We start from the raw sequence: 16,120 nt of genomic DNA, 5'->3' as shown, positions 1-16,120 counted from the left end.
ACTAAGAAATAGTCTTATTTTTGTTTTGCTATACTGTTATTACTTCAACCCCATTACTTGTTAACACATTTTGCCACGCTTCATCAAGCTTAGCATTTGTATATAATGCATCTATATCACTAAAATTCCCGCTTTTATAAAACTTTGTTAAATTAAACTTTGACTCGTCAGCCATCATGACAACTTGCTTTGCATTGTTCTTTAACTGCTTATATATTTGTGCATCTTCAATATACGAACATGTCAGTTCTTTTTCTAATGAAATTCCATCACACGAAGCAAATAATTTATTAACAGTGAAATGATCAAGATAGTTTAACGTCATTTCTCCAGACAGTGCTAATGAATTTGAATTCAATATTCCACCAATAACTATTAACCTACAATCAAAGGAATCATATTGTTCTTTAAGCTCAATAATTTTATTTACAGCTGGTATGGAGTTTGTTAAAATCGTCAAATTCTTTTTATCGTGTATGTAATCTAAAATTTGCATTGTAGTTGTCCCAATTTCAATTGCGATAATATCATTATCTTCTACGAGTTTACTTGCTTCCATTGCAATTTTTCGTTTTTCTTCAATATTCTCAGATCGACGTTTATTAAAATGAAATTCTAGTGTTTGATCTTTTTTCTTAAGTGCACCACCATGTATTTTAGTAAGCGTCCCTTCCTTATGCATCATATCTAAATCTCTTCGTATCGTTTCCGTTGTAACATTTAATACTTTCGCTAAATCATTTACCATAACTCGGTTATACTTTTCTAACTCATCTAGTATGTATTTTCTTCGTTCAAATTGTGTGTACGATTTCATTTCATTAACACCTCTTCAAATTACGCAAAATATAGATTTTCTAAACACTCTTATTATAAGAAAGGATTGATTATTACTTTTAACATAACATCATTTACAGAAAGAGGGAATGATTATCTTCATTTAAATTCAAATTTGCTTAACAATATAGACACGATTAAAATAAATAAAGATTTATTGTTAAACGATAAATATCATGTTAGATTAAATAGATAATATTTAAATGAGGTGCTTTATATGAAACAAGGATCAACACTTTTTTTAAAGACCGCTATTTTTCTTATCGGAATCCCCATTCTTGCTTTATGTATATTTTTAGTTCCTAAAATAGGGAATTATGCAGCGGAATTGTATCCCGATATTGCATCTATAAAATATCTTGTTTTAATCAATCTGTATGCAACGGTGATACCTTTTTATTTAGCCCTGTATCAAGCTTTTAAACTTGTAAGCTTCATTGACAAAAATAACGCTTTCTCGAAATTATCTGTTAGAGCTTTAAAGAAGATAAAATACTGCGCAGTAACAATCAGTATTTTATATGTGGTAGGCATGCCACTCTTCTATCTCGTGGCGGAGAGAGCTGACGCACCGAGTATTATTATACTTGGAATGCTCCTAATCTTTGCTTCAATGGTTATCGCAGTCTTTGCTGCTGTTCTCCAAAGACTTCTAAAAGATGCTATAGATATAAAATCAGAAAATGATTTAACGGTCTGAGGTGAATAACATGGCAATTATAATAAATATTGATGTAATGCTGGCGAAAAGAAAAATGAGCGTAACTGAACTTTCAGAGAAGGTTGGAATTACAATGGCTAACCTTTCTATATTAAAAAATGGAAAAGCAAAAGCAATTAGAATTTCAACTTTAGATGCTATTTGTAAAGCATTAGAATGCCAACCTGGAGATATTTTAGAATATCAACCTGAAGATACCGAATAAAAAGAGTCCTTCTATATAATGAAGGACTCTTTTTATTGCTCATTACGGTGCAAAGCTAACTTGACCAGTCAATACTAAAATAATTGCGACTATCCAAAATATAATAAATGATGAGGACAGTATTAAAGAAATTATAGGAATTACCTTTTTCTCCGTTTTCTTCGTAATTCCAATTGTTGAAAGTATAATACCTGCACCTGTAAGAACAATCGTTATATAATCTCCAACTATATTTCCGGCATTCGCTATTCTCGTTGGAGTTATAAAAACGAATAAAAAACACATAATGCCGATGAGTAAAGATATATAGCTTATTATACTGTAATTCTTTTTGGGAACTATTTCGGTATTCAACGTACCCCCCCTCCTTTATACATATGAGTTAATATTAGTACGAACAACTAAAAATTAGTAAAAATAAAAAACAGATAAAGTAAGTACGATCACTTTATCTGTCATTCACCTACTACTTAATATACAACCCTGCTATTTCTTCTTTATCATTATAAGTTACGATAAAGGTACGTTGTTCTTTACTATATTTCGCTACAAGAACAACAGTATATAAACCATCTTTTTCTTCAATCGACTTTTTTTCGATCTATTCGAATGTACCAGCTTTTTCAATTACAGGAGTAAGATCTTTCATTTTCTCCTCTGATAATGTTGTTTTCATCTTGCTATCAAATTTTTCATGTACTTCTTTATACTTAGCTTCATTTAATAACGTTACAATTTCTTCCGCTTTCGGAATGAATTTTTTTGAAGTGCTTTCATCTACTTTATTACCCGTACATGCTGCAAGTGCGAAGGCCGCGATAGCACTTATAATAATGAGTAACATTCTCTTCATTTTAATACACCCTTTCTTTTTAAAAGAAAACTATAACTAAATACAAGTAAAGCACAAATTGCTATTGAAACTTCTGCAGCAATTATCCCCCTTTTCCCTGATACATATAGCGGTATAATGCTAGCTAATGCATTTACAGTCCCATGGATGAAAATTGCATATACAACATAACGAAATTTCTTTTGGACAACAGCTTGCAATACAATGAAGGAAAGCCCAACATGTAATACCATCGCAAAAATGCGCTCAATACCGCCGATATAATAACTGTCACCATTTTGAATGACTGTTTGTGACAATAATAGAGATATTACCGGGATACCAACTATCAACACCGCCTCAATACCGCCGTGCCCTGCTCCGAATAAAAAACCAGACTGCCAATCTCGTTGTTTCATAAAATAACGCATTGCGATAAAACGAGCTGTCTCTTCAAAAATACCAGCTGATAAACTAAGCACAATAACAAATAATATAGGTTGCATAACACTAAACATTTGAAAACCTGTGCTATTTCCATTTAAATAATTCAGTAATGGTATTCGGATTAAAACTTGTGATACAACAAAAGCCAATACTCCGAACATATACGGGATATAGCGTTTCTTCCAAAAAGCATATAAAAGTGCAACAAGCGGTAATCCAATACTTATAAACGCTGTAAAAATAAGACCATTCATCTCGTTTCACCTCTTACTTGAAGTGTATAAAAACGAGTGAAGAAAGTATGTAGTTATTTCTTATTCGGTTTGATTTCCATCATAAATGGTTATCTTTTTTTGTATGAAAGTTTGCGTGAAATAAGGACTCGTATACGTTGTTTCTAACGTTGCATTATTCGTTTTATTTATAATACGTTTTAATGAGAATAACCCATATCCTCTGTCCCCTTCTTTACTCGAATAGTTTTTCTCATAAATTTTTTGTAAATCAATCTCATTATAATGGGAGCTATTACGTACAACAAAATATTGCTCAGCATCCATTTCAAAAAAGGCAATTTGCAGTACCCTTTCCTCACTATGTACCGCTTCTTCAATCGCATTGTCTAATAAAACTGAAATGATACGAATAAATGAAACGATAGACATCGAAACCGTTTCAATTTTTTCCGGAATATCAAGCATTACTTTTATTTGTTGTTGCTGGGCAGTACCAACTTTCGCTCTTAATACACTTTTTACTTCTGGAATATGAATACGAGATAATTTCGCAATATCAAGTTCATGATCATTTATTAATTTTAAAGTCGGAGTAATAACGTCATAATACACTTGCTCGATTTCGTTCACATTTTTTGTACGTATCCCCGCTTCTAACGCAAGTAACACATTTATATAATCATGACGGAAACTAGCCAGTTCATCATGCATCGATTCTAATTTCTCGACATAATCAAGTAACTCTTTATCTAAACGTTTTTCATGTTCTTCTAGTAACTTCTCTTTCGCTAAATGTGAACTCAGTAATACAATAAGTAGTAATACTAAGAACAATATAATTGCTGAAATAAAACTCACTTCACCATATTGTTGATTTAAGTTTGCTAAAAAATCATTGGATGGACTCGTCAAAATTAATTCAATCATAAACCCTATAATTAGCAAAACATAACTAATATAATACAGCGGACTTCCTACAATATACTGCGCAATCTTTTTAATTTGTTTACGGGTTACTATAATACCAACAAAAGTAATTAATGACACGCAAAGATGGATGATACTCCCTGTCCATAAATATAAATTAAATGGTGTTAACATAAATAACTTCATACCCAATGCAAAACACAACATTTTCACCAATGTAATAACAACCATACTAACTAGTGCAAAATATAAATTATGCTTAAATTTCAATTCATTTTGCATTAATCCTAAACTTATTAGAAATAACACAATTGTACTATTTAACTCTGGATATCTCGTTACTGTTACGACAATTGCAAGCAAAATAATAAATACAGCACTTAAAACTGCTAACATTCTATAAGATAATCTGTTGTACCGGATTAATTGAATGTATAAGAATGTATGACTCATACTAGTAAGTAGCAGTGCAAATAAATCATAAATATACATTACATCTCACCCTTAAACATTTTACGTACTTTATTCACTAAACGACGTGATACTGGAATACTCTTCCCGCTTTTTAAAATCATCATTTTTTGCTTCGCATCGTAAGAAGACATTTGCTTCGTATTCACGATATATGATTGATGACAACGAAATAAACGTTCATCTATTATTTCAATCTCCTTTAATGTCCCGTAAAAATAAACGATACGATCTAACGTAACTAATGCTAAACGATGTGGTTCATCGGTCATAATATATTCGATTTCTTGAAATGGTACTCGCACAGTCGTATTATTATTTTCAACGATAAAATCGTCATTTGGAATAGCAGTCTTATTGCGCGCCTCATATTGAAGCAAACATTGTTCAAAAACTTTGTATCGCTCTTCATATGGCAATCCTTTATCAATAAAAGTTAAAGCTGATACCATATATTGATATGAAATAGGTGCAAATTCAGAATGCGTCGTTACAAACACAATAATCCCTTGCGTATCATACTTTCTTATTTCTTGTGCCACTTGTAAACCTTTACGCTCTTCTCTTTTTATCTCTATATCCAAAAAATAAATTGGGACATAAGTCGCCCTTGAAATGTTATTAATAATTTTTTCACTTTTGCTAGTTACCTCAATAAAGTCAAAAGGCAACATATATTTTGCACAAATCTCCTCAACTAGCCGCTTCATTTGCTGCGCTTGTATGACATCATCTTCTAAAATGAAAATACTCATATAATCACTCACTTTATAGAAATCTACCATTAGAATATCATGATTCCTTACAAATAATGAATAATATTCCCTATATTTTCAAATATAATAATAGTTAATATCCTTTTTCCCTCAAACTGAAAAGGCATTTAAACTACCATTATAGAATACAAACTAGAGGTGATTTTTAATGACTAGTATACATATTGAAACAAATATACTAAATAAATGGATAGAACAATTCCTACCTGAATATGATTTATTCTTTTTTTCAGCTAAAAATGAATGTATAGTAAAGTATTTTACTTCTAACACTTTATTTATGACTAAGCAGGAGTTTTTCAATCATTCTATTTTCAACAATATTGATAATAGAAATAGCTATCAAATATGGAATATCCATAAAGACGTTAATTTAATTTGTGTAGCAAATCCTAATGTGATTACACAATTAGACAATGAGACACGCCAAATTATATTTCAAATTCAACTTGAAGTTAATAGCGGTTCAATTTATGAATGGGATTTTATTGAACTTGCACTACAAGATATCCATTCTGTTTCAATAAGAGATTCTATATTACAATATTTATCTCTTTATTCATTTGAACACAATTCGAAGCAATATATCAGTATGCAAAAAACGCTATGGGATAACTTACATAAAGAATTTAAATATAAATTTCTACTTCTATTAGCGAGACAATTTGTTTATCCAAATTCATTAAATGAAAATCAAATTAAAACATTTAATGAACAGTTCCCACATATCGCTACATATTTTAATACTTTTAGTACTACAAATGGACCAAACTGCTTTGCATCAACTTTAGCGAGTATACGTAGCGAACATTCCGAAGTACAATGGATTATTACAAAATGGGTCCATGATTATAGTTTTCTAAAAGGTTTAGACGTAAAAAATTATAGATTAAAATCAATGTCATTAGATTTTTTACAACCTAAAGATATCCTTGTATGGAGAAATGAAGGAAAAAATATAATACATGCTTCTTATTATGTAGGTGATGGCTATTTCTTTAATAAAGATGGACAATCATTCTTTAATCCGTGGCAATTAGTACATATTAATAACTTGCAAGATACATGGGGGAAAGAACGTATTGAAGTGTATAGAATTTAAATAATTGTCTCATAAAGAAGCAATAACTCTAAAGCATACAGACTGTACCTTTTAAACAAAAGATACAGTCTATACTCTATAATGAAAACTCCCTATCTCTATCAATAACTACCTTAAAAAACTCAGAGTAATGCGATAAAGAATAATCCGCTACATCACATTTACCTTGAAACATACATGTTGAAATACCTATTTCCTTTGCAGGCAATAGATCTAACTCTCTATCTCCAATTGCTAGATCAATATTGTGCTTTTTATGTAAATAATCATAAGCTAAAGAGTTCGGTTTTCGAGGGAAACCATCGTCAATTGTAACCATATCGACGAAGTATTTGTCCCATCCATAATACTTTAAGATTTCCATAACTCCTGCCCTATGTTTATGGGTCATAATCACATTTTTATCCGTAAATTTCAAAATTTCTTCGACACCTGCAAAAGGTTTCATATCTTTTGGAGTAAATTTCCCCTTCAAAATCTTAATCTTTTGTTCCTGATCATATGAAATATTGTAATACTGAATTGCGTGGGAATATGATATTTTTAAGTTTTTGTATATTTCTTGTTTATCTACTGTATCACCTAATATTTCAGAAAGCATCATTGTATATGCAGGATACGTATCAAATAACGTCCCGTCAAAATCCCATAATATATTCATTTAATACACCTTCTATTTTATAATTACATTGTTACATATTGCGTATTACTAAATCCGCCCTCTTCCTCGGTAATTCCATTTCCATATAATAATCTTCAGCTTTCCAATACCTACTTTGAAACTTTGAAAGGTTCTGCTGCGTTTCCTCACTCTCGCGAAGAAACCTTGTCTCTCTTGAACAAGCCAAATACACCATATAATGAAAGGACTCTCTCCATTCTTTTCGCTGAAGAAAAACACCTTCAATAATTATTACACCTACTAAAGGAAGCTGTATTTCTTTCATTTCACATGAGTCTGTTTCATTATGATAGAAAGGCAACTCTATTTGTATATTGCTTTGTAACTTCCAAAAAAAGTTTTGCTGCAACCACTCTATATCCCATTGAAGGTTGTAGTACTCATACCACTCTGCAAATCCAGTATTATATCTCTTGTTACGTTCGGTTATGTGATCATCAATATGGAAGATATGAAACGGGATTCCATTTTGTTTCATATCTTCTTCCAACTCTTTAACCAAAGTTGTTTTACCCGAACGACTTAGCCCGTCTATACCTAAAATAAATCGCTCATCTTTATGTTCCTTAATAACTTTCATTATTTCACTTATGCTCATTACTTTTGCCAATCTTCTTTTAATAATGAATAAACGACCGTGTCATGAGCAACATCATTTTGAATCATATATTTTCGAAGTAATCCTTCCTCTTGAAGCCCTGCTTTTTTTAATAAATTACGGGAAGCTTCATTTTCTATATATACGACGGCTGCAATTCTTATAAAGTTCAACTTTTCAAACCCGTAATCTAGCATTGCTTGCAGTGCTTCTGTTGCGTATCCTTGCCCCCAATATGTATCATCTAGCTCATAACCAATTTCAGCTCGTTTATGATGATTGTTAATTAAATGAAACCCACACGTACCAATTAATTGATCCGTGCCTTTCTTCTCTATTCCCCAGCGAAATACACTTCCTTCTTCATAACGCTTTCTAAACGTTTGAATTGTCGTTTTCGCTTGCTCAATATTTTCAAAAGAGTCCATTCCGAAATAACGAATAACGGATTCTTTTGAAAAATAATGAAACATTGTTTCTGCATCTAACAGTGTAAGTTCTCTTAATAGTAAACGCTCTGTTTCTAATTTTGGAAACTCCATCCTCTTCTTCTCCTTCTATTCTAATGAACTACAAATTTCAATATAATTACCGTCTGGATCGGCTATGTAAGCTATTGTTTGTCCCCACGGTTTTACAATTGGCTCAACTAAAACTTTAACCCCTTGTTCTTTTAATTGCTCAATCGTTTCTTTTACATTCTCTACAACAAACCCTAACTCAAAATGAGAAGATTGTAGTACACCTTCTGTAAGAGGTAGTCCTGTTAACTCCTTAACATCCTCTCTTGTATTCATCGCTAAAATTGTTACTCCTGTTTCAAATTCGATATATGTACCGTGTTCAGCTCTTATCGGTAATTTTAAAATTTCTTTATAAAACTGAAGACATTGTTCAAATTTTTCTACATATAAAATAATGTATTTCATTTTTAAGTTCATCATTATTCCTCCTTTACCTTCACCTCTAAAAATTCGACAAATGTTTTTAAAAACCTTGTACCTTATAAAGCCGAGCACAAAAAAATGAGGCCGATTTCTCGGCCCCCCAGCTTATTGGCATAAAACAGGAGATTTGGTTTGGACATAACCAGTTCTTACATATATTATATTTTATTTTTTCTGAATTTTAAATATAATATATACCTATTTATATTGAGAAAGTTTTTTCTACATGACCATAAAACTATGTGCATAAATTCATACCATTTAAGAAATGCTACAAATGGAGGTGTATACATATGGAACCAATGCTATGTCCAAGCTGTAAAACGAACCGAACTCGCTTTAATATTCTTGAGCAACAAGTAAAACCAGTAAAATTAAATCCGCAAACTGGTCAAGTAGAAGAAGAATACACAAATGAAACAATGAACGCTTTTCATATGGCTTATCAAGGACCAACATACCGCGTCCAATGTGCTGTGTGCGGGCTTGTTGAAAATCCTGAACAATTTATTAAGCCGGCTCAAAATCAGTCTTTCTCTTAAACATTTTCCCTACCCCCTATCAATTTTCTATAGGGGGTTTTTCCGTTTTACGTAAGTAAGGTAAACAATTGATTTTTAGTCAAAGGTTCATAATTCATCTACATGTCTACTATTCATACACCGTCATATATTTTTCTGTTTCACACAATTATAGTGGACCCATTCGAATTAAAGAACAGCTAAACCTTGCGATCCAAAGTAAGGCACATTGGATGAAGCAACAACCTGCAACCTTACTAGACTACCATCACTTTGAATATTAAATACTGACACTGTACCCTGATTTCCGTTAAGGGTGTAAAAATGCCTTCCATCTTTACTCACTCCAACATCCATCGGAAGACCTGGTGCTGTACCCGGCGGTGTACTAGTAATATGCCTTACTACCGACAGTTCTCCATTCGGGGCAATTTGGTAGGTGGAAATGGTGCCACTTAAAGTGTTGGTAGTGTAGGCAAAACGTTCATCTTTCGTTGTTATAACCCAACAAGCAGTTTTATATCCGTTTGGTACAGAGCCGCTGATTACATGAAGAGTACCGTCGTTACTCAATGAATAAGATGACAGTACATTTGAAACTGCTTCTGTAACTAAGAGAATTCCAGACGATAGAAAGTAAGCTCCCAATGGGCCTTTACCGTAAGAATTATTAACAATTGGTCCTGTAACCGTACCATTTTTATTTACAGTGAATACACTGAGATGGTTTGATGTAAGCTCGGAGACTACGATTTTACTACCATCCGGGGTGAAGAGAACTTGTGCTGGCTGCGCATTGAAGGTACTGAGAGCATGAGTAGATCCTGGAATAGGAGTAAGATTTCCTTTATCATCTATGTGAAAACCAGTAATATTTGATGCAAAATTGTTTGCAGCATAACCTACATTGGAGACATAGAGAAGATTACCATACACACCAATGCTATTCGGTTGAGCACCTCCTGATGGTTTTACATCCACGAAAACCGGTACCCCGTTATCTGCTATGATAAAACTACTGATACTATGACTGCCTGCGTTAACTGCAAATAGGAAACGACCATCACGGGACAAAGTCAGAGAACCTTGTGATGCTAGAGGATCTATACCATCGTTTGCCGTTTCTGTAGAAACTTCCTTTATACCAGTACCTCTTCCGTATGTTGGATAAGAACCCACAAAGGTGAGTATCCCATTCGTGTCCATGTGAAAAGCAATAATGGAATTCATTACTTCATTATTAGTCATCATGTACACCATACTCGCACGTGCACGAAAATAATTGTTCATTCTCTGCATTTTATGACTCTCCTCCCTTCATAATTTTATATGGTTCTTTTTCCATTTAAATTCCCAAACAAATGTAAACTGGTTTAGAAACAAATCCTACTCCCCTTATAGTTTCTTTAAGTGAAAACCTTAACAACTTCCATGATGTTATTAACATAAATCTAAAATATTATCAAAAACGGTACGCAACAATCTGGTCCGATTATTGCATAGCATGACTGGCGTTTTTAAAACTACTTTATTATGTTTCAAATGACTTTATTGTCGCTTAACAGTTTCTTCATCATTTATGAATTTTCTAAGTATTTACTACTCTCATAGTTCTACACCTTAAATATATTAAAATGAAACGATGAACGATTGCAATATGACTTATCAAGGACCTACGGACTCGTTGAAAACCCTGAACAATTTATTAAACCTGCGCAAAATCAGTCTTTCTCATGAAAAAGAGTTGCTTGTATTTCAAGCAACTTTTTTGTAATCTCATTCTGCACTTACTTTAGGCTCTCTGTAATATTACTTTTCCTTTCAATAGAAATAGTCGCACAAGTACAAATAAATCAATTAGCATATGTATAAGCATAGATGGATAAATCGATCCTGTTGCAACATATACTCTTCCTAACATGAAACCTAAAATTGTTGTCCCGACTATACCTTTCCAGCCTTGATAAAAATGCGCTAACCCAAAAATAATTGAAGAGATAACTAGTACCCCTATTGTCGATAGCGCTGGGAATAGCTGTAATAAGTAATTCATCATAAAAGAACGAAATAATAATTCTTCTGTTACGCCTGCTGTAATGCAAATAAAAATCCATAGTATTGATTCCCTGTAATTATTAGGGAGCATTTCTGAAACATCACTCATTTGTTTCTCTGTATACCTTTGAAAAACTTTATTTTTCTTTAAAATAATCAACGGCACTATCAAACCAATGCATACACCTATCAACCATGATATATTCATATTTTCAAAATACTTACTTACCATAGAATTAGCAGATGGTAGTTTAAGCCCATACTCCTCAAATGGGATGTTAATTGAATATGATGTTATTAGCATAAGGATAGTTAACACCCACAGTAAACTCATTGTTCTTATATAAAATGAAACTCGCGCATTTTGGTTTATTTGTATATCTTCTTTCAACCTATTGTACAGACGCTTACCAAGAACCCCTTCGCCTAAGGTCAAATATATAAATAACATAGTCAAAATAATCATTTCAATCCCCCTTACTATATTATTAAAGAATTTCTTTTTTTAATTTCTTTATCTTCCAAAATAACCTTACAAATATATACACATACATACAACCTAAAAATCCTATTAACCCTTTTATCAAAATTGGAATCCTAACTTCCGAAGAACCTAGGAAACTCGGAGACATGCATAGCATTACAAGTAAAAAGATAAATGCAAGAAATTTAAATAAGTCCTTAAACTTTTCAATTTTCGTCTCTTTTTCCGAATATATATCTGGCAATTCATTATCATCACCTATGTCTTTGCAAAAGTAGTGCCATTTGGTGAAACTAGTTACATGTTTCCACCCACACATTTCATATATTTCAATATATTCTTTTTGTTTTTCCTTCGAATCTCTATAATCCATTCTAAAATCTGCTTTATATATTACATCTTTAGGTTCCGTTTTCTTAAACGTATACATCACATTATATTTTTGTAGTGCCCAGCCTTGTTGATGCATCTTTCGTAAAAAAGCTTCCTCTTTTTCTAAACTCCATGCCGCGAAAAATTTCAATACCTTCTTTGTCTCCATCTTCCATTCACTCCCCTAAAATACTATTTCCATTTCTTACAGATCTCTGCAACCTTTTATACTCTAGCTCTAACACTTCTCTACCAAGTGGTGTTAACTCGTAACACTTCTTTCTGTCTGTAGAGGCAACTTCAACAATTAACTTCTCTTTTAGTAACTTCGTCGTATTCCCGTATAAAGTACCAGGACCGAGCTTTACTTCCCCATTTGTCATCTCTTCTACCATTTGCATAATTCCATAACCGTGCATTGGCTTTACTAGTGACAACAATATGTAATATGTCGCCTCTGTTAATGGAATATATTTTTGTGCTTTCTCATTCATTATAACTACCTCCGATACATCGCTCTATGATATATCGCCTTACGATACATCGTATAACGATATTGTATAATCATATTCCAAAATATGCAAGTGTAATATAAAAATTAAATATCTATTTCTTCGAATTGAAAATAATATCAATTTTCTGAATAATTTGTTAAAATATAGAAATATCCGCTTTTATTTTGAAAGGAATGATACATGTGATAAATAAATTAAAAGAAAATATAGGATCTGTTTTTGTCGGTAAGGAGAATGTTATTGATTTACTCATCGTTTCACTGCTTGCTGACGGACACGTACTACTTGAAGATGTGCCTGGCACCGGGAAAACATTACTAGCGAAAACAATTTCAAAAAGCATTGGCGGTAGTTTTTCTCGTGTTCAATTTACACCCGATGTACTTCCGAGCGATGTGACAGGTATTGAATATTTTAATCCGAAAACGAGTGAATTCGAGTTAAGACTCGGACCAGTCGTGACAAACATATTACTTGCGGATGAAATTAACCGCGCGATGCCGAGAACTCAATCTAGTTTGTTAGAAGCGATGGAAGAACGACAAGTAACGCTTGAAAAACAGTCTACTCCTCTTCCGAAACCGTTCTTTGTTATTGCGACGCAAAACCCAATTGAATCTCAAGGGACTTTCCCTCTTCCAGATGCACAGCTTGATCGCTTTTTAATGACGATTTCAATTGGCTATCCAACTCCAGAAGATGAACTACAAATGATGCGACGTTTTCGTAACGATACACCATTAGAAAGTGTCACATCTGTCATCTCTTTAAAAGACATTTTAGAAGCACAGAAACGAGTAAAAGAAATTTTCTTATCAGAACCGTTAGAACACTACATTATTAAACTTGCTCATGCTACAAGAAATCATGATTACATCGCTAACGGTGTAAGCCCACGTGCCACTTTAACTTTAGTGCGCGCAGTTCAAGCACTAGCCTTTTTACGCGGTAGAGAATATTGCACACCTGAAGATATACAATTTTTAGTTCCCTCCGTTTGGAATCATCGTATTGTCTTGTCTATGGAAGGTGCTTTACGTACGACAAAAAATGAAATCATGCAAAGGATTTTAAAAGAAATTGACGTACCTGTGGAGATTGAGCAAGCATGAATGGACAGCGCGTTGTAACTGTACCTTTATTTTTTCAAATTCATATTATTCAATTAACTGTGCCAGGCGCTATACTATTCACGTTTTTTCTGCCGCAACGAATTCTTATGTTTCTCTTTTTCTTCTACTATTTATTTGCGATTTTTATTTATAAATATGTCGCTTACATAGAGAGAAAATTTCAAGTTATAAATGAGAAGCAAACTACTCGGCTTTTCCCTGATGAATCTGGACAGTTTTTTATTCATTTAAAAAATGGAGCAAATATACCACTCGTTAACGGTGTTTGTTATTTTCATTTAAATTCGTCCCTTATACCGCATAAAGATCAAGGAATTGAACAAATATCAAAAACGTTATTCTCTTTCCCATTTTCACAACCTGCTCATTCAGCACAAAAATGGGATTTAACATTAACTGCAACGAAACGTGGTGTGTTTCAAATTGAACAGTTCGAATGTGTATTAAAAGACCCTTTTCATTTATTAACTGTACATTTACCTGTTTTCGATAAGTTAAAAACTGAAATTATAGTATACCCTTCTCCTAAAGAAGTAGTGGGTTTACAAGAACTTCTGCAACTATTAAATGGTACTTATCGAACGAATTTTTCTTTTTACAATGATGAAACATCTATTATCGGAGTAAAGCGATACGAGCGTGAGTCTTTTCGCTCTATTCATTGGAAAGCATCTGCTAAAATGCAGGCGTTACAGGCGAAGCAATTTGAACCTGTAAAAAATTATAGTTGGACGATTTGTCTTTCTTTAGCTGCTGATCGTGGGTTTGGTTGGAAAGAGAATGTAGAAGACCTTATTTCATTTACAACGTACATTTGTCAATTCGCAACGAAGCATCAAATTCCATTTGAATTATTTATTAGTATTTTAGCAGAAGGTGGCCCATTGCACTTACCTTTAAACGACGGACAAACGCATTACGCAAAGACGTTAGAGGAATTAGCACGTATTTCAGATGATAGTACGTTACTTCCGAAACAAGGATTCCTTCATTATGTCACGAGAAAAAGAGAGCGATCATCTACATTGATTTACATTGGCTTGCAGAAGAATGAGCTCCCTCTTCTATCGCAGCCTACGTTTCTCATTAATAACGAAGGGATGGTGGAACCAGTTGAAAACTTGGCTCTATCACGTTAATGACTTTATTCTGCTCCTCCTCCTTTCATTATTAACAGAAAGGGATGAATTAGTTGGTATTGCTATGTTTTTAGCGACCGGTTATGTAGGAGTGCTTTTTATTAATAAATTTATGAAGAAAAAAACAACAACAGGATTTGTAATACTGTTAGTTACTCAAATAGTCGGTTGTTCTTTAACACTACCATTTTCTCTTTTTGGCACAATTATGTTACCGCTTTTCTTCTTTATCGTACACGCGGTCGGACCTGGATATCCAGTTCAAAAATCGTTAGGCGGCATTGTATGGTTTGTCGTTTCAGCTATATTTTATGCACCATTTCCTCCATTATGGAAATTATTATTATTAGCTTTGCACATTATGATTACATTTTGGCTAACTGGGGCCAATCGCAAACAACAACTATTACGTTTCGCTTCTATCATTACTATTGGAATAATTAGTGCTTTACTTATTCCGGTATTCCCTTATATTCGGCTTATTTTTTCTTACATCATACAGGCAGTTGCTTTAGGATTTGGTTATGCTATAAATCCACTACTAATAGCAGCTGAAATGAAAGATACAGAAGGAGTTTGGGCAAATAAAGGGCATCTATTAGAACCTAAAATTGAAGATGGGAAAAAACTTCCTGATTTTGACCCAATACTCATAAATAGCATTACAATAATAGTTTGTACAACCATCGCTATTTACGTCGTTTGGAAAATAGTAAAAAAACGAAAATATTTGAGCTTGGCAAACATGCCAGTCTTCGAATCTACAATCATTACTGATAAAGAAGGAATTAGCCAAAAACGAATGAAGCGAAATAAACCACCACATAACGAAATTCGGAAAGAAATTTTCAAACTGGAAAGTAAGTTATCCCCTCCTTTAAACCGTGAACGAGGAGAAACAGTTGAAGCTTGGCTAGAGAGAATTAATGATGAAGAAGGTGTAAATATTCAGAGGCATATCATTATAGATGCGTATAATGCAGTACGTTACTCAAATGGTGAAAACACTGTACTTCTGCATGAATTTAAGGAAGAGGTTCATAAGCTTTATGCGTATGAGAAGAGTTTGAAGAAGAAGAAAAAATAATGAATACAAAAAGACTCCTATTAACTAGGAGTC

Annotated in this window: 20 protein-coding genes and 2 pseudogenes; 8 read left to right on the top strand and 14 right to left on the bottom strand. The window is 33.0% G+C overall.

All coding sequences use genetic code 11. The features are described 5' to 3' along the window. Positions 1 to 28: 28 nt before the first annotated feature. Entirely contained in the window at positions 29 to 817 is a 789-nt protein-coding gene (locus tag U860_RS0106825; RefSeq protein WP_025147906.1) for a DeoR/GlpR family DNA-binding transcription regulator, read from the bottom strand. Between the two features lie 237 nt (positions 818 to 1,054). On the opposite strand from U860_RS0106825, the gene U860_RS0106820 reads away from it, so the two are divergent. Both U860_RS0106820 and U860_RS0106815 read left to right on the top strand, forming a co-directional pair. Beyond that, positions 1,055 to 1,537 (top strand): DUF2975 domain-containing protein, encoded by a 483-nt coding sequence (locus U860_RS0106820; RefSeq protein WP_025147905.1) that lies wholly within the window; start codon positions 1,055 to 1,057, stop codon positions 1,535 to 1,537. Between the two features lie 10 nt (positions 1,538 to 1,547). After that, positions 1,548 to 1,763 carry a helix-turn-helix transcriptional regulator gene (locus U860_RS0106815; protein ID WP_000974613.1) on the top strand — a complete coding sequence of 72 codons (216 nt, stop codon included), beginning with the start codon at positions 1,548 to 1,550 and terminating at the stop codon, positions 1,761 to 1,763. A 42-nt stretch (positions 1,764 to 1,805) separates the two neighbouring features. On the opposite strand, the gene U860_RS0106810 is transcribed toward U860_RS0106815, so the two are convergent. The 5 genes and pseudogenes from U860_RS0106810 to U860_RS0106790 all read right to left on the bottom strand — a co-directional run bounded on the left by U860_RS0106810 (position 1,806) and on the right by U860_RS0106790 (position 5,431). Beyond that, on the bottom strand, positions 1,806 to 2,117 hold the full coding sequence (locus U860_RS0106810) for a hypothetical protein (protein WP_025147904.1): 312 nt from the start codon (positions 2,115 to 2,117) through the stop codon (positions 1,806 to 1,808). 112 nt (positions 2,118 to 2,229) lie between these two features. After that, a pseudogene (locus tag U860_RS31240) lies at positions 2,230 to 2,616 on the bottom strand (DUF3887 domain-containing protein). Then, positions 2,613 to 3,296 (bottom strand): YhfC family glutamic-type intramembrane protease, encoded by a 684-nt coding sequence (locus tag U860_RS0106800; protein ID WP_025147903.1) that lies wholly within the window; start codon positions 3,294 to 3,296, stop codon positions 2,613 to 2,615. Before U860_RS0106800 ends, U860_RS31240 begins: the two are co-directional and overlap by 4 nt. Positions 3,297 to 3,356: 60 nt before the next feature. Further along, positions 3,357 to 4,697, bottom strand: a complete 1,341-nt coding sequence (locus U860_RS0106795) for a GHKL domain-containing protein (RefSeq protein ID WP_025147902.1) — start codon at positions 4,695 to 4,697, stop codon at positions 3,357 to 3,359. Further along, on the bottom strand, positions 4,697 to 5,431 hold the full coding sequence (locus U860_RS0106790; protein WP_025147901.1) for a response regulator transcription factor: 735 nt from the start codon (positions 5,429 to 5,431) through the stop codon (positions 4,697 to 4,699). The genes U860_RS0106795 and U860_RS0106790 overlap by 1 nt, the downstream gene beginning before the upstream one ends. A gap of 169 nt (positions 5,432 to 5,600) precedes the next feature. Here U860_RS0106790 and U860_RS0106785 point away from each other — a divergent pair, with 169 nt between their 5' ends. Then, positions 5,601 to 6,554: a hypothetical protein gene (locus tag U860_RS0106785; protein WP_025147900.1), complete on the top strand. Its 954-nt coding sequence runs from the start codon at positions 5,601 to 5,603 to the stop codon at positions 6,552 to 6,554. Positions 6,555 to 6,630: 76 nt separating this feature from the next. On the opposite strand, the gene U860_RS0106780 is transcribed toward U860_RS0106785, so the two are convergent. Genes U860_RS0106780 through U860_RS0106765 form a run of 4 tightly spaced genes read right to left on the bottom strand, consistent with a single transcriptional unit; the run spans position 6,631 to position 8,775 of the window. Then, positions 6,631 to 7,215 (bottom strand): HAD-IA family hydrolase, encoded by a 585-nt coding sequence (locus U860_RS0106780; RefSeq protein WP_025147899.1) that lies wholly within the window; start codon positions 7,213 to 7,215, stop codon positions 6,631 to 6,633. A 31-nt stretch (positions 7,216 to 7,246) separates the two neighbouring features. Continuing rightward, complete coding sequence (locus U860_RS0106775) at positions 7,247 to 7,834, bottom strand: kinase (RefSeq protein WP_025147898.1); 588 nt, start codon at positions 7,832 to 7,834, stop codon at positions 7,247 to 7,249. Beyond that, a complete protein-coding gene (locus U860_RS0106770) occupies positions 7,834 to 8,376 on the bottom strand; it encodes a GNAT family protein (protein ID WP_025147897.1) in 543 nt (180 codons plus the stop codon). Before U860_RS0106770 ends, U860_RS0106775 begins: the two co-directional genes overlap by 1 nt. Positions 8,377 to 8,391: 15 nt before the next feature. Continuing rightward, positions 8,392 to 8,775 (bottom strand): VOC family protein, encoded by a 384-nt coding sequence (locus tag U860_RS0106765; protein ID WP_025147896.1) that lies wholly within the window; start codon positions 8,773 to 8,775, stop codon positions 8,392 to 8,394. A 299-nt stretch (positions 8,776 to 9,074) separates the two neighbouring features. On the opposite strand from U860_RS0106765, the gene U860_RS0106760 reads away from it, so the two are divergent. After that, entirely contained in the window at positions 9,075 to 9,323 is a 249-nt protein-coding gene (locus U860_RS0106760; RefSeq protein ID WP_000433610.1) for a hypothetical protein, read from the top strand. Positions 9,324 to 9,491: 168 nt separating this feature from the next. Here U860_RS0106760 and U860_RS0106755 read toward each other — a convergent pair whose 3' ends face one another. Next, positions 9,492 to 10,601 carry a beta-propeller fold lactonase family protein gene (locus U860_RS0106755; RefSeq protein ID WP_025147895.1) on the bottom strand — a complete coding sequence of 370 codons (1,110 nt, stop codon included), beginning with the start codon at positions 10,599 to 10,601 and terminating at the stop codon, positions 9,492 to 9,494. 328 nt (positions 10,602 to 10,929) lie between these two features. Here U860_RS0106755 and U860_RS32900 point away from each other — a divergent pair. Then, positions 10,930 to 11,039, top strand: a pseudogene (locus U860_RS32900) (DNA alkylation repair protein); the annotation flags it as partial. 55 nt (positions 11,040 to 11,094) lie between these two features. Here U860_RS32900 and U860_RS0106750 read toward each other — a convergent pair. Genes U860_RS0106750 through U860_RS0106740 form a run of 3 tightly spaced genes read right to left on the bottom strand, consistent with a single transcriptional unit; the run spans position 11,095 to position 12,707 of the window. Further along, on the bottom strand, positions 11,095 to 11,823 hold the full coding sequence (locus tag U860_RS0106750; RefSeq protein WP_025147894.1) for a type II CAAX endopeptidase family protein: 729 nt from the start codon (positions 11,821 to 11,823) through the stop codon (positions 11,095 to 11,097). A gap of 22 nt (positions 11,824 to 11,845) precedes the next feature. Continuing rightward, entirely contained in the window at positions 11,846 to 12,382 is a 537-nt protein-coding gene (locus tag U860_RS0106745; RefSeq protein ID WP_025147893.1) for a DUF2812 domain-containing protein, read from the bottom strand. Between the two features lie 7 nt (positions 12,383 to 12,389). Further along, positions 12,390 to 12,707 carry a PadR family transcriptional regulator gene (locus U860_RS0106740; RefSeq protein ID WP_025147892.1) on the bottom strand — a complete coding sequence of 106 codons (318 nt, stop codon included), beginning with the start codon at positions 12,705 to 12,707 and terminating at the stop codon, positions 12,390 to 12,392. A 203-nt stretch (positions 12,708 to 12,910) separates the two neighbouring features. Here U860_RS0106740 and U860_RS0106735 point away from each other — a divergent pair, with 203 nt between their 5' ends. Genes U860_RS0106735 through U860_RS0106725 form a run of 3 tightly spaced genes read left to right on the top strand, consistent with a single transcriptional unit; the run spans position 12,911 to position 16,087 of the window. After that, positions 12,911 to 13,840 carry a MoxR family ATPase gene (locus U860_RS0106735; protein ID WP_025147891.1) on the top strand — a complete coding sequence of 310 codons (930 nt, stop codon included), beginning with the start codon at positions 12,911 to 12,913 and terminating at the stop codon, positions 13,838 to 13,840. Further along, the gene (locus U860_RS0106730; RefSeq protein ID WP_025147890.1) at positions 13,837 to 15,000 is read left to right on the top strand and encodes a DUF58 domain-containing protein; all 1,164 of its coding nucleotides are present in this window, start codon (positions 13,837 to 13,839) and stop codon (positions 14,998 to 15,000) included. Before U860_RS0106735 ends, U860_RS0106730 begins: the two co-directional genes overlap by 4 nt. Continuing rightward, entirely contained in the window at positions 14,975 to 16,087 is a 1,113-nt protein-coding gene (locus U860_RS0106725; protein WP_025147889.1) for a DUF4018 domain-containing protein, read from the top strand. Before U860_RS0106730 ends, U860_RS0106725 begins: the two co-directional genes overlap by 26 nt. Positions 16,088 to 16,120 lie beyond the last annotated feature (33 nt).

This window comes from Bacillus sp. H1a (assembly GCF_000633475.1).
Taxonomy (GTDB): Bacteria; Bacillota; Bacilli; order Bacillales; family Bacillaceae_G; genus Bacillus_A; species Bacillus_A paramycoides.
This window is presented reverse-complemented; position numbering and strand designations above follow the sequence as displayed.